At 66.8% G+C, this 11,816-nt stretch carries 15 protein-coding genes and 1 pseudogene; 7 read left to right on the top strand and 9 right to left on the bottom strand.

The window, feature by feature from the left end; genetic code table 11:
• Positions 1–2: 2 nt before the first annotated feature.
• Positions 3–1,508 carry an amino acid permease gene (locus AB0H76_RS15485; protein ID WP_357323244.1) on the top strand — a complete coding sequence of 502 codons (1,506 nt, stop codon included), beginning with the start codon at positions 3–5 and terminating at the stop codon, positions 1,506–1,508.
• On the opposite strand, the gene AB0H76_RS15480 is transcribed toward AB0H76_RS15485, so the two are convergent.
• The 4 genes and pseudogenes from AB0H76_RS15480 to AB0H76_RS15465 form a co-directional block, all read right to left on the bottom strand.
• Positions 1,492–3,018, bottom strand: coding sequence for an amino acid permease (locus AB0H76_RS15480; RefSeq protein WP_357323241.1), 1,527 nt, complete (start codon positions 3,016–3,018; stop codon positions 1,492–1,494). The genes AB0H76_RS15485 and AB0H76_RS15480 overlap by 17 nt on opposite strands.
• Positions 3,015–3,983, bottom strand: a pseudogene (locus tag AB0H76_RS15475) (pyridoxal-dependent decarboxylase); the annotation flags it as partial. The pseudogene AB0H76_RS15475 and the gene AB0H76_RS15480, both read right to left, overlap by 4 nt.
• A gap of 61 nt (positions 3,984–4,044) precedes the next feature.
• On the bottom strand, positions 4,045–4,281 hold the full coding sequence (locus tag AB0H76_RS15470) for a hypothetical protein (RefSeq protein ID WP_357323239.1): 237 nt from the start codon (positions 4,279–4,281) through the stop codon (positions 4,045–4,047).
• Positions 4,282–4,286: 5 nt separating this feature from the next.
• Positions 4,287–5,453, bottom strand: coding sequence for a helix-turn-helix domain-containing protein (locus AB0H76_RS15465; RefSeq protein ID WP_357323236.1), 1,167 nt, complete (start codon positions 5,451–5,453; stop codon positions 4,287–4,289).
• Between the two features lie 189 nt (positions 5,454–5,642).
• Here AB0H76_RS15465 and AB0H76_RS15460 point away from each other — a divergent pair, with 189 nt between their 5' ends.
• From AB0H76_RS15460 to AB0H76_RS15435, 6 genes are all read left to right on the top strand, one after another.
• Positions 5,643–5,888 (top strand): hypothetical protein, encoded by a 246-nt coding sequence (locus AB0H76_RS15460; protein WP_357323233.1) that lies wholly within the window; start codon positions 5,643–5,645, stop codon positions 5,886–5,888.
• The gene (locus tag AB0H76_RS15455; protein WP_357323230.1) at positions 5,885–6,286 is read left to right on the top strand and encodes a hypothetical protein; all 402 of its coding nucleotides are present in this window, start codon (positions 5,885–5,887) and stop codon (positions 6,284–6,286) included. The genes AB0H76_RS15460 and AB0H76_RS15455 overlap by 4 nt, the downstream gene beginning before the upstream one ends.
• Complete coding sequence (locus AB0H76_RS15450; protein WP_357323227.1) at positions 6,283–6,564, top strand: hypothetical protein; 282 nt, start codon at positions 6,283–6,285, stop codon at positions 6,562–6,564. The genes AB0H76_RS15455 and AB0H76_RS15450 overlap by 4 nt, the downstream gene beginning before the upstream one ends.
• Before the next feature lie 156 nt (positions 6,565–6,720).
• On the top strand, positions 6,721–6,930 hold the full coding sequence (locus AB0H76_RS15445; protein ID WP_357323225.1) for a cold shock domain-containing protein: 210 nt from the start codon (positions 6,721–6,723) through the stop codon (positions 6,928–6,930).
• 91 nt (positions 6,931–7,021) lie between these two features.
• Positions 7,022–7,216: a hypothetical protein gene (locus AB0H76_RS15440; RefSeq protein ID WP_357323222.1), complete on the top strand. Its 195-nt coding sequence runs from the start codon at positions 7,022–7,024 to the stop codon at positions 7,214–7,216.
• A gap of 143 nt (positions 7,217–7,359) precedes the next feature.
• Complete coding sequence (locus AB0H76_RS15435) at positions 7,360–7,728, top strand: hypothetical protein (protein ID WP_357323220.1); 369 nt, start codon at positions 7,360–7,362, stop codon at positions 7,726–7,728.
• 19 nt (positions 7,729–7,747) lie between these two features.
• Here AB0H76_RS15435 and AB0H76_RS15430 read toward each other — a convergent pair whose 3' ends face one another.
• The 5 genes from AB0H76_RS15430 to AB0H76_RS15410 are packed head-to-tail and all read right to left on the bottom strand — an operon-like array spanning position 7,748 to position 11,802.
• On the bottom strand, positions 7,748–8,407 hold the full coding sequence (locus AB0H76_RS15430) for a hypothetical protein (protein WP_357323217.1): 660 nt from the start codon (positions 8,405–8,407) through the stop codon (positions 7,748–7,750).
• 11 nt (positions 8,408–8,418) lie between these two features.
• Positions 8,419–10,218: a hypothetical protein gene (locus AB0H76_RS15425; RefSeq protein WP_357323214.1), complete on the bottom strand. Its 1,800-nt coding sequence runs from the start codon at positions 10,216–10,218 to the stop codon at positions 8,419–8,421.
• Positions 10,215–10,559 carry a hypothetical protein gene (locus tag AB0H76_RS15420; RefSeq protein ID WP_357323211.1) on the bottom strand — a complete coding sequence of 115 codons (345 nt, stop codon included), beginning with the start codon at positions 10,557–10,559 and terminating at the stop codon, positions 10,215–10,217. Before AB0H76_RS15420 ends, AB0H76_RS15425 begins: the two co-directional genes overlap by 4 nt.
• Positions 10,556–10,834 (bottom strand): hypothetical protein, encoded by a 279-nt coding sequence (locus tag AB0H76_RS15415; protein WP_357323209.1) that lies wholly within the window; start codon positions 10,832–10,834, stop codon positions 10,556–10,558. Before AB0H76_RS15415 ends, AB0H76_RS15420 begins: the two co-directional genes overlap by 4 nt.
• Entirely contained in the window at positions 10,831–11,802 is a 972-nt protein-coding gene (locus AB0H76_RS15410) for a hypothetical protein (protein ID WP_357323206.1), read from the bottom strand. Before AB0H76_RS15410 ends, AB0H76_RS15415 begins: the two co-directional genes overlap by 4 nt.
• Positions 11,803–11,816 lie beyond the last annotated feature (14 nt).

Genomic DNA, 11,816 nt, shown 5'->3' with positions numbered 1-11,816 from the left:
CCATGACACCGCCTCCCGGACCCCGCTATCTCAGCGCGCGGGCGCTCGGCTTCACCACCGCCGCGGCCATCGTGACGAGTCTGAGCGGACTGCCCGCGATGGCCCAGGAAGAACTGACCATGTTCTTCTACATCGGGTTCTCGGTGCTGCTCTATCTCATTCCGGCGGGTCTGGTCTCGGCCGAACTCGGCAGCGCGTTCGGCCGCCAGGCCGGCGGGCTCTACGCCTGGATCGGCGGCGCGTTCGGGAAGCCGGTCGGGTTCGGCGTGATGTTCCTGTCCTGGATCCAGGCGATGGTGTTCCTGCCCGCGGGCATGAGCTTCGCCGCCGCGGGGGTGGCCTACGCGATCGATCGGCCGCAGCTGGCGCACAACCATGTGTTCGTGGGAGTGTTCGCGGTCGCCATGACCTGGGCCTGCACCCTGGTGGCGCTGCGCGGAAATCAGTTCTCCGCCAAGGTCGCCCAGGCAGGCTTCCTCCTCGGAACGGCGCTGCCCGGCCTGGTGCTGGTGGCCCTGTTCGCGGCGTGGCTGCTCGGCGGTCATTCCATCGGCTGGGAACACACCACCGACCCGGCCGTCACCGTCCAGCACGACGGCCACGACGCACCCCGCTGGCTGCCCGCGATCGTCGGCCTGGCGGGGCTCGCCTATCTCGGGAACATCCTGGAGAACTTCACCGGCGTGGAATCCCAGGCCGTGCACGCGAGCGAGCTGCGCAACCCGGGCCGCGAGTATCCGATCGCGATCCTGATCGCCGCGGTGACCTCGGCGGTGCTGTTCGCGCTCGGCGCGCTGGCGGTCGCGGGCATCCTGCCCTACCAGCAGATCACCCTGACCTCGGGCGTCTTCGATGCTCTGCGCACGGGTTTCAGCACGCTGCTCGGCATCGGCTGGCCGGTCCTGATTCTGGGCGCGCTGTGCGCCTACGGCACCTTCGCGGGCGCGCTGGCCTGGGTCGGCGGCCCCAGTCGCGGCGTGCTGGCGACCGCGCACGACGGCATGCTCCCGCCACTGCTGCAAAAGGTGAATCCGCGTGGTGTGCAGGTGAATATCCTGCTCACCCAGGCGATCATCGTGACGGCGCTGTGCGCGCCCTACTTCCTCGTGGCCGACGTCGGCACCGCGTTCTTCCTGATCATGGCGATGGCCGCCGGTCTGGACATGATCATCTATCTGTTCCTCTACGCCGCCGGTATCCGGCTGCGGCACACCCGGCCGGATCTGCCGCGCCCGTTCCGGGTACCGGGCGGCCGCGCGGGCATGTGGGTGATCGCCGGAATCGGTTTCGCCGCCATGGCTTTCGCCCTGACCACCGCCTTCGTGCCGCCGAGTCAGCTGCCGGTCGGCAGCCCCGGGCTGTACGTGCTGGTGGTCGCGGGCGGTGCGGCACTGTGCTGTGCCGCACCGCTGATCGTGCGTTGCTTCCGGAAACCCTCCTGGGCGCCCGCGCCGGAGGAGGTCAAGACGAAAGCGCTGGGGCCCGGCGCCGTCAGGACACCGTCGTGAGGTGGGAGGTGTCGGCGCTCGGCCCGAGCGCCTTGGCCTTCACCTCGTCCGGCGGCACCCAGGACGGCTTCTTCATCCGCTCGATGATCAGCGGAATCGCGCTGAAGACGACCGCGCCGCCCGCCACCAGTCCGATATAGGTGGCCTTGTTGCCGATCGGCAGCTGCGACGGCGGGACGAAAGCCAGCACGAACGCGAAAGCCACCGCCGCGAAACCGATTCCGGCGAAGATCCACATGCCGGCGGTGCCGCCCGGGATCTTGAAGGCGCGCGGCAGATCCGGCCGGGTGTAGCGCAGGCGGATGGCCGCCGCGTACATGACCATGTAGATGATCAGGTACAGGCTCACCGCCATCGCGGAGATCAGGAAGAACGCCGAGCTGACGTCGTCCATGAACAGGTAGATCGAGGACAGCAGGGTGACGATCACGGCCTGGATGAGCAGGATATTGGTCTGCACGCCACGGTTGTTCACCTTCTGCAGCACGGGCGGCAACATCCCGTCGTGCGCGGTCGCCAGCACGCCGCGGCTGGGGCCCATGATCCAGGCGAGCACGCCCGCGAGCGCGCCGTAGGCGATCAGCGCCGCCAGGATCCGCACCGGCCAGGCAGTGTGGATCAGCTCGGTGAAGCCGAGCGTGAAAGCGTCGAAGACACCGGTATTGAGGTCGATCTTGTCGTAGGGCACGATCCCGGCGACCGCGAGCGCGCCGAGGGTGAAGATGCCGAATGCCGTCGCCGCGGCGATCATGATGGCCGCGGGGTACCCCCGGGCCGGGTTCTTCAGCTCGGTCGAGTGCACGCCCTGGGATTCGACGCCGGCGAAATTCAGCAGAATGCCGGCCAGGAACGCCAGCCCGGACAGCCCCGCGAGATAGGGGAAGAACCGGGGCGAATCGTGGCCGTTCTCGGCCACGGTGACGGCCTGGTCGGTGGTGTGCTCCCAGCCGATGGAATGCCCGGTCGCGATCCACCAGAGGAAGATACCGACCAGCACCAGGCCCGGCAGTGCGGTACCGGCCAGGAACCCGGCCCGGGTCACCTTCAGCGCGAACTGATTGCTGACGAAGGCCACCGCCGTGCACACCCAGAACGCGACGATCGCGAAAATGCCTACGTAGATATGATTTTGGGCGAGTTCGGGCCGGTCGATGGCGAACGCCACGCCGGCGGCGGCGAAGCTCATGCCGGTCGGATAGAAGACGATCACCTGGATCCAGGACAGGAAGATGATGGCGAAACCGGTCCGCTTGCCGAACGCCCCGCTGATCCAGGCGTAGAGCCCGCCCGCCTTGTCGGCGAACATACTGCCGAGCTCGGCCGCCACCAAACCGGCCGGAATCAGGAACAGCACCGTCGAGAAGCCGATGTAGAAGAACATCGTCATCTCTTCCTTGGCCATCATCGGCAGGCCGCGCAAGCTCGTGACAATGGAGGCGGCCGTGGTGAATCCGAGCGCGGAGACGGCCAGGTACTTGGTCGGTGCCGGTGCTCGGTGCGCGCCGGTCATTTCTTCCCTCCGCCGGAAACCTTCGCGCCCACGGTCGATCCCGGCTCCGGCACGGCCGCCTTCGCGCTGTGGGTGAACCCGCCCGCGTCCTCCTTGGTGAGCGGCTTGGCCATCGGATTCTTCTGCAGCGCTGCGATACTGCGCTCGAAGTCGGCCAGCAGCATGTCGATGATGTCGACGGTGAAACCGTGCCGCAGCACCGCGCGCATGATCACCTGGTCCTCGCGGTCCGCGGGCAGCGGGTAGGCCGCGATGAGCCAGCCGCGGGTGCGCAGGCGATCGGACAGGTCGTAGAGATTGAACCCGGGGTCCTTGCCGGTCAGCTTCCACGACACCGCGGTGATCCCGTGCCGCGGATCGCCGTCATGGATCATCTCGAAGTAGCCGAGCCGCACCAGGCCCGCCGCCAAATGCTGTGACACGGCGTAGATCTGCTCCTGCACGCGCCGATATCCGGTCCGGCCCAGGCGGATGAAGTCGTAGTACTGGGTGATGGTCTGGCTGCCCGGCCGGGAGAAGTTCAGGTTGAAGGTGGCCATGCTGCCGCCGAGGTAGTTCACGTTGAAGATGAGTTCCTCGGGCAGGTCGGCGGCCTCGCGCCAGATCGCCCAGCCCGCGCCCAAGGGCGCGAGCCCGGTCTTGTGGCCGGAGGCGTTGATGGATTTCACCCGGGGCAGCCGGAAGTCCCACACCACCTCCGGCGCGCAGAACGGCGCCAGGAAGCCACCGCTGGCGGCGTCGACGTGCAGCGGGATGTCCAGGCCGGTCCCGGCCTGAATGTCGTCGAGCGCCTTGCTGATTGCCGCGACGTCCTCGAACAGGCCGGTGAAGGTCTGGCCGAAGGTGGCCACCACCATGATGGTGTTCTCGTCGACGTGTGCGGCGATATCGTCGGGGTGCATGGTGAGCCGGTCGCCGCGCAGCGGAATCTGGCGGATCTCGACATCGAAATAGCGGGCGAACTTCTCCCAGGAGAAGTTAAGTAACCCCGCCCATAATGTCCCCGCAGGTCACGGCGCTGATCGATCAATTCACCGGCGGAATATCTTCGACCAGCACGCGAGTCAGCGGCAGCACCTCGATGCCAGGGCCGGTGGCCAAGTGCTCGAACTCTTCCGGTGTCATCCGGCCCGTGAACCGGCCATTGACAGGCAGCCAGCTGCCGTCGTTCAGCCGCCGGGCACCGTGCTCCCACAGGCTGTCGTCGTCGAGCAGCCAGAGATCGCCTTGCGTGTCCCGGTAGGGTCCGGGCTCGGTAGGCAAGGACATCAGTCGACCAGCCCGGCCGAATGCGCAAGCGAGCGGTACCGATCCGTTGGCCGCCACAGCTTCTCGCCGGTCGACTCCACAACTACTTTCACCGCGCTGCTGTTCCGGAAGTGCTCAGGCGCAACAGCTCGACATTCCCACAACTCATCGATTGCCTGGTCCGGCATGCCCTTCAGCAAGGCCAAGCGGGCCCGGTCGAGCTGGCCGTAGGTCTGGCGTTCGCGCGGATAGTCCTTGGGCATATTGATGCTCGCAGAGATGTCGGTCGCGGTCCCAGCCTCGCCGAGGTCCACCTCCGCAGCGAGCCTGTACAGCTTGACGGCCGTCTCGCCGGCCACGGTGTCGTAGACCACCCGACCATCTGTGAATCGCCTTGCCAGGTCGGCCGCCTCGGTGAGGTGACTGCGAGTGAGGTCCGTGTTGCCGACCGTCGCGGCGATCGTCCCAGCCCGCATATGCAGCGTGCTGTAGACGGCGGCCGCGGTGACATCTTTGCCTACCAAGTCTTCGATCGCGGCCATCTCCCGCTCGAGGAGCTTGAGCGCCTTGCGGGTCAAGCCAATACGAGCGAGCGTGGCCGCCTTCAGGTACCCCACTGTTGCAACTCGTAGTGGATCGCCGGATAGCTTGGCCGCCCACTCCATACGCTCGGTAGCCGTCAATCCGAGATTGTGGTTACCGGTCTTGTGCGCCAGCGTGTTCGCCGCACGGTACACGTCCGTCAGCAAGGCATAAGCCTGCTCGCCGTCCTCACGGCCGCGCACCAGCAGGTGATCTACCAGTTCTGGAAGGATGGGAACGATCTTGCGGTACTGAGTTCCCCGACGCCACTTGCCCACTTGCACCACGCGGGAACGCAAAGCGTCCAGGGATTCCAGTTCGAGGTCGTCATCCATGAGATCCACGCTGGCGAGGGCCCGTTGGAGTGCCGGCACGATCTCGAGGGCCGCCTCTGGTTGGAGCCCTTTCCGTAGGCGTTCGGCGTCGACGCCGAGGCCATCAGCCAGCTTCCCGATCATGAACTGCGACGGGTTCATCTTGCCGATCGCGATCTTCTTGATGGAACTTTCGCTTACCTCGGAGCGCGCGGCCAGGTCAGCGTAGGTTAGGCCGCGATCCTTGCACGCCGTCTTTAGGCGATCGGCGAAGGTCTTGTCTTTGGTCACAGGTTCTACCGTACCAGGGACATTTTGAACTTTTATTGAACTTTCAGGGTCGTTCGGGCGCTTAACGTGATTGTTGCATCCAGTGCCGGACGGACTTCGCACAGCTTGTGACCTGCGAAGCGTTAGTAGCCATACTCTCCGTCCGCGCTGGGTGCCTCCTAACAAACACACACCCCTGGGGTACCGCCCATGCCCGCACTCATCATCACCTGTATCGCCATCGTCCTCGGCCTGCTGATAGTCGCCGCTGTCGGACGCCCGGTCCAAGAATGCAACCACCCGGCACCCGACCGGTCGTACACGGTCGACGAAGCCCACCACGCGATGCAGGCCTACCGGGACTGCGATCACCAAACGTGCGAAGCCAAGTTCGTTGCCTTTCACACCCTCGTCGACGCCGGCAAGCTCATCCCCGTCGAACGGACCAGCCGATGACCCGAGCCGTCACCGGCGCCGCCACCACCCTCCGCCTCCAAGCCATCGTCACCTCCGAGGCACCCCGCTACATCAGCCTCACCAGCCTGGCCCAGCGCAAGAAGGTCGAGGTGCCCGTCCTGACGCGGTGGCGTCACACCGGCTCGACTCCGGTACTGGGCGAAGACATTCGCCTCGGCACCGACCCCGGCTGGGATCCCGAGCGCGCCGACCCCTGGACGCCCGGCTGCGTCCCGGACGCACCTCCGACGCCGGTCCTCTACTGGCCCGCTGCGGAAATGCTGCGCCGCTACCACGTCTCGCTCGACACCTTGTGGACCATGATCATGCTCGACCGCCGGCTGCCGATGCCCGCGATCTGGCTCGACGACCGCCCCGGCTGGGAGCCGGAGCAGTGAGCGAGATCTGGACCACCGAGGCTGGCGGCGCCGTAGCCGATTGGTACGACGACGCAGGCGTGATTCGCGTCCGCGCCATCAAACACAACGGCACAACCACCACCCTGTCCGACGTCGCGCTGGGGCAGTGCCGCGAACTCATGCCCGACGCCCTCTGGAACATGATCCGCAGAGAACACGCCCGCGACGGCGACCCCCGCACCGCCGACTGCCTCGCCGTTCACAACCTGGCCTGGCATCCGAGCACAGCGCGACTCGCAGCACCCCTGAACCCCTGACGTGCTGGTGTGCCCCAGCACGTCAGGGGCCTAGCACGACAAGAGATTTCGTTGCGTGATGCGGAACCGCGCAGCGAGTAAGCGCCCCGGCACTGGGTGGCCGGGGCGCTCAAACTTCCAGCACAGAGCTGGGGAACGAGAAAAAGGAAAAGAACAATGGCTCAAGGCACCGTCAAGTGGTTCAACGCGGAGAAGGGCTTCGGGTTCATCGCCCAGGCCGCCGACGCTGGCCCCGACGTCTTCGTCCACTACTCCTCGATCACCGGCGGGGGCTTCCGCTCCCTCGAGGAGGGTCAGCAGGTGGAGTTCGAGATCGGTGAGGGCACCAAGGGCCCGCAGGCCACGGACGTCCGCGTCATCGCGTGACCAGCCGCCGCTAGACCCCGGGCATGACGAAACGCCCCGACCCTCACGTGAGGGTCGGGGCGTTGTCGTACCAGCCGGATAGTGTGGCCGGGTGGCATTTCAGGTGGGTGACAAGGTGCAGGTGAAAGCGTCGCCGGTAACGGTGTTCAAGGTGTTGGAGATCCTCGAGACCGACGAGAACCGTGAACCCACTCGGGTGCTGGTCGAACCAGTCCTGGACGCTCCCGGCGCCTACCCGTACAGCTACAAGGTTGCGGACCTCGTCGCGTACCAGCCTGAGGACTAGGGCGGGTTGATGCGAACACACCGCCGAAAGCAGGAGTGCCTCTAGCGCGTCGAGCATCGATGCTGGACTATGGCCGGGCGACGACTCCTGTCGGGGGGAGCCGCCCAGAAGGCGATGTCGCATCGAAGCTCAGGAGAGACACGATGAGAATCCGCCTCGCTGTGGCATTGATTGCCGTGGTCGCGCTAGCTGGCTGCGGCGCCGACAACAGCGCCTCTGAGCCCGCGCCTTCTACGACAACGTCGATCACAGTCAGCGAAGATGCGCTCGAGGCGATGGCGCGTGGCGTCATCAGCGGGCAAGCGACCGAGTCGGGCTTGGTAGTCGCCGACTACGGCCGGCCTGAATTCGTCAACGAGTTGCTCGTCTTGATGTGGGCGGAGGTAGTGCGCGTTTCAGACAGCTATCGGACACGCATGTGGTTTCAGGTCGCTTTCGCGAAGGCCGGCGACTCCGTTGTGCCTTTCGGAGGTGCCAAGGTCGCGCTCACTCGGGCTGATCTGGTGAAGTGACCGCGTTGCAGCTCGACCCTTATGCGGCGGGGATAACGATCGAGGACTCGATCCCGCCGACGCTGCTCAGCGTCCCCGACACGGTGAACGTCTTGGTGCCAGTCGGATTGGTCGGTCCATCCAATGAGGCCACGGACTGGGTGACCCAGGTCGTTGACTGCACGTCAGCGCGTTCGGTCATCCCCGCCGGCGGGGCGTAGCTGCACGCGGTGTTCTGCGGCTCGATCATCGAGTGGGCCAGCATGATCGCGCCCGTCCCGGCACCGGTCACGCTCGCCGCTACCCGGGAGGCTGCGGCCGCGGCGAACACGGGAGTCGCGAACAGCCAGGTGCCGGTGTTGGTGTTGACATTACGTAGCGTGACGATCGAGACGCACCCGTCGACTCCGGAGCCCTGCGGCCACGCGTACGTCGACGCCTCCGAGGAGCCTGCAACCTTCGACCATATTTTGAGGTGGAGGTTGTCACTGCCGCGATCCAGCCCGGTCAGCAAGGTCCACCCGGCGGGCGCGGTGAGCGCGGCGTAGGTCCCCCAGTCCGAGCACTGATACGCGATCATCACGTGACCCTCGAGGGTGCCCGTGGGCTTCGCGCAGGTCAGCGATGTAGTGCCGCCGCTGATCGACGCTGCGGCCACCACCGCCGCTGGAGCCGCGGTCGCCAGGGCGGGAGTGACCATGATGCACGGCATTACGCCAACCCGAGGATGTCGGCGATCAAACCCTTGCCGGGAGTGGTTCCGACGCCGGTGATCTGGACGGTCAGGATGTCGCCCGCTGCGAAAGCGTAGGTGCCGGTAGCGGTTCCGCCGGCGACCTGATTGGCGGCGGCGATCGTGGCGCTCGAACCCGAGACGGCCGAGCCATTCTTGCGCAGCTCAACCACGAGGTTGCCGGAGGCGTCCGCGGTCGCCACGCGGTAGGTGACGGACGTGAACGTCACGGCGCGTTGCAGCTTCAGCCCGAACGGATTGTCACCGGTGCCAGTCGCTCTGGTGGTGTCCTTGCCGAATGCAATGAAGCTGACGTCGTAAGGGACGGTGCCCGTCGTCGGCGTGCGGGTGTCGGTCAGGCGAGAGTCGCCGCTAGAGATGGTGCTGATCGCGGTGCGGACTGCAGCGGCGTCGGCAGCGGTGAGGATCGTGCGGCCGATCGACGTGGAGTCGGAAATGCCGGTCGCGGTGTGGGTGTGCGTGGTGGGCGTGCGGGCGTCGGAGAGCCGGGCATCATCGCCGCGACAAGCCGTCGTCGAGCTGGTGCCATAGGCGACCGCGAAACTGCGGTCCGCGGTGAGGTCGCCACCGCCGGTGAGGCCGGTCCCGGCGGTGAGGGTAAGGCTGGTTGCGACGGCGCTGATCACCGCGCGGGCGGCCGCCGCGTTGGCGCCAGCGGCAATGACCGCAGGCTTGTCGACGATGTCGGTCCACGAGTCGTGACCCGGATAGAAGATCGACCAGGTGCCCCAGCTGCCACCGAGCCGGAACCGCAGACCGTAGGGGCCGGTGACCGAGTAGGCCAGTTGGCCGCGCGCGGTGTCGTCTTCGTTTCTGAAGGTGCTCGATAGACCGTCGCCGAGGCTGGGGTGATGTGATACCGAGCCCTGCGCCCACGAGCGCCAGCCGAGGGACACCGAATCGAGATCGCCGGTATAGGTCGGCGCGGTGAAGATCGTGTCGATGTCGGCGTCTTCGCCCGGATCGCCTTGCGGCCCTGTGGGTCCGGTTGGACCTGTGGCCCCGGTCGCGCCGATCGCACCCGCGGCACCGGTAGCGCCTGTCGCGCCGGTCGGCCCGGCTGGGCCGCGGATGACGACACCGGAACCTTCGGCCGGCCAGCCGCCGCTGTAGATGTAGAGCAGGGCATCCGCCCCAACCGCCCAGGCTTCACCCTCGTCGGCAGTCCCCGGCAGCTCCGCGTAGGTGTCGACTTGTCCGTCGACGTGGAGCCCTTCGCCCTGCGGACCTTCGGGCCCTGTCGCGCCGGTCGCGCCTTGAATGCCTTGGATTCCTTGCGGCCCTTGAGCGCCTGTCGCACCGGTTGCCCCGGTGGGACCTGTCGCGCCGGTGTCACCTTGCGGGCCTTCGGGACCTTCGGGTCCTTCTGGTCCCGTCTCGCCCTGGGGCCCGGTGGCGCCGGCTGCTCCTGTCGCGCCTGTGGATCCGGTGGGACCAGCCACGCCCTGAGCACCTTGCGCGCCTGTCGCACCTGTCGAACCGGTGGCACCTGTCGGGCCGACGAACTGCGCGCCGGTACCGTTCGCGGGCCAAGCACTGCCGGTCCAGAAATACGCTTTGCCGTCCGCGTTGACGACGTAGCCCTTGCCCTCGTCGTCGACGCCGAGGCCTGCGGGCAGGGCGGCGTAGGTGGCGACAGCGCCGACGATTTCGACGCTGCGCCCGTCACGGCCGCGGGCAGGAACGAGGATCGCACCGGTTGGGGTTTCGGTCGCGCCGAGGATGATGGCGTCGGGAGTGGATCCGATTAAGGTCATCGCGGCTCGACTCTCCTCACCAGCCCGTACACCAGAACCGTCTCGGTGGTTGGGGTGGTGTCCTCTTTGAATAGAAGGCGGAACGGTGTCCGGTGCGCGACCACGTCAGCGACCGTGGATTCCTTCTTGATGGTGGCGGTGTCGCCGTCGATGACGAAGTCCCACTGCGCCGGACTGGGGTTCGACATGGCGCCGATCAGGTAGTACAGCTCGGCACCGTCGGGGAAGTCCGCCGCTTCACCGGTGTCGGGGTCGGTCCAGTGGAAGACGTACTGGTAGTCCGAGCCGGTGACCAGCGGTAGTTCACCCTTGGCGCTGGTCATGCCCAGTACCACTGTCACGGTGCCTCCTGCAGCGAATAGCCCAGCACGCCAAGTACTTCCGCGTGGGTCATGACGACATAGGTTTGATAGACGGCGACGACGTAAGCGCCCGGCACGAGCCCTTCGGCGGTGCAGCCGACGACGTCGACCCCGGCGTTCTGCCACTCCCCGCCCGCGACCGGATGCACGGTGATGGCCACGTGCTCGTGTCCCTCATACGGTGGGTCGAGCCGATAGATTTTCGCGTCGCCGATCCACGAATCATGCTCAGGGAAAACCAGTTCCGCGATCATGTGGTGATCTCCTCGTAGTAGACCCAGATCGCCGCCCCGCCGTTGGCGCCCGCCCCACCGGAGGGCCAGCTGGCGTTGCTGTTCTTGATGCCGCCACCGCCGCCACCGCCACCACCGCCAGGCGCGGCACCTGCTCCGCCGCCACCAGGTCGCTGTCCGCTAGGAAGACCGACGCCACCGGACGCGCTCGAGCCGCCGCCGCCACCACCTCCACCGCCTCCGGAGAAGATGTGCGCATCAGTGCCGGTCGTGCCTGCAGCGGAGCCATCCCCTGCGACGCTGCCGCCGGCGCCTCCCACGCCGAGGGCGGTGGACTGGCCGCGGTATCCGGGTGAGCGGTAGTTGTACTCCGACGAGTTGCCGCCTCCGCCGCCGGTGCCGCCTCTACCCGGTGCGGTAGTCGCGCCCAACGCCCCTTGGGAGGTCTGCACATTGGAGGTGGCGGGCACGCCGACAACGAGGCTGCCGACGCTGGTGACGCCACCGGTTGTCCCGGACGCACCTTGCCCACCACCGGACCCGCCCGCGCCGATCGTGACCGTCAGCGAGGATCCGACCGCGGAGTCGACGAATTCCTTGTAGAGGTAGCCGCCGCCCTCGCCGCCTTCGGAGCCGTCGCCGTTGCTGCCGGTGGGGCCGTTGCCTCCGTTGCCGCCGCAGATGACCGCGATCCCGATGCGGGAGATGCGTTTCCCTGACGCCGGTGTGGGTTTCGTCCATGTCCCGCCGGAGGTGTACAGGTAGCGGGTGACGGTTTGGCCGCCGATCACACCGGTCGTGACAGCGACTGCTTGGGTTTGCACGATCGGGGTTTTGATCTGCCCGTTGATGCCGGTCTGCACGCCGCTGAAGGAGACCTTGGCTCCGCCGGTGGCGATGGCCTTGATGGTGGATTCGTTCAGGTCATCGCCGAAATATCCAACCACGAACGCGTTCTCGGGCGGAGTGGGGAGATTCGGTGTAGTCACTACGCCTCACCTCC

The sequence above is a fragment of the Nocardia sp. NPDC050712 genome (assembly GCF_040654295.1).
Lineage (GTDB): Bacteria > Actinomycetota > Actinomycetes > Mycobacteriales > Mycobacteriaceae > Nocardia.
Note: the sequence above shows the minus strand (reverse complement) of the source record. Positions and strands in the feature narration are given on the sequence as shown.